The organism is Pontimonas sp. (assembly GCF_031581085.1).
In the GTDB taxonomy this organism is placed as follows: Bacteria; Actinomycetota; Actinomycetes; order Actinomycetales; family Microbacteriaceae; genus Pontimonas.
The window spans coordinates 1-602 of record NZ_JAVLBO010000076.1; the positions used below are offsets into that span (position 1 = coordinate 1).

The window sequence follows — 602 nt, forward strand, 5'->3', positions numbered from 1 at the left end:
CTAATTCGGCTCTCGTGAGGTCTGTGGCCGCCAACAGGCGGGCCTCACGCACATCTCGGATGTTTTCCCCACGGGATACCACCTCTACGTCGGGCTCTCCACGGCCACCCGAGCCACCAGCTCGCAACACTTCACCCGGTTGCAAGTCACCGATGCGCTCCGAGATACTCCGATCATCATCCCGATCTGGTTCCGGCTCCGGATCCGGCTCTGGTGAAGGTGTGGGTGTGGTGTCTGGTTCCGGTTCCGGCTCTGGTTCTGGTTCCGGAGACGGATCGCGGTCGACGACCGAGGGCTCCGTGCCCCGGCCGGGGCGAACATCGCGCGACCCATCATCATCGCCACCGCCGGAGCTGTCATCATCGCCACCACCGAGACGGTCTGCGATGAACGATGCCGACTCTTGGGTATCATCCGACTGTTGACGGTCGCGTTCTCGGGCCGCCTCTCGAAGCCGTCGATCACGAGCAGACATATCTATTCACCACCAAATGCCCGGTCGAATATAAAGATGAGATTTATAACGAAGATCACGAGCAAGATGAGGGCGATGTCCGTCTGTGGAACGATGTCTTTGACGTTGCCACTGTTGGTGATTACGA

General features: G+C 59.6%; 1 protein-coding gene. It reads right to left on the reverse strand.

Going from position 1 to position 602, the window contains the following annotated elements; genetic code table 11:
• A partial coding sequence (locus RI518_RS07995; protein WP_310689843.1) for a hypothetical protein occupies positions 1 to 475 on the reverse strand: 475 nt, incomplete at its 3' end.
• Positions 476 to 602: the final 127 nt, after the last annotated feature.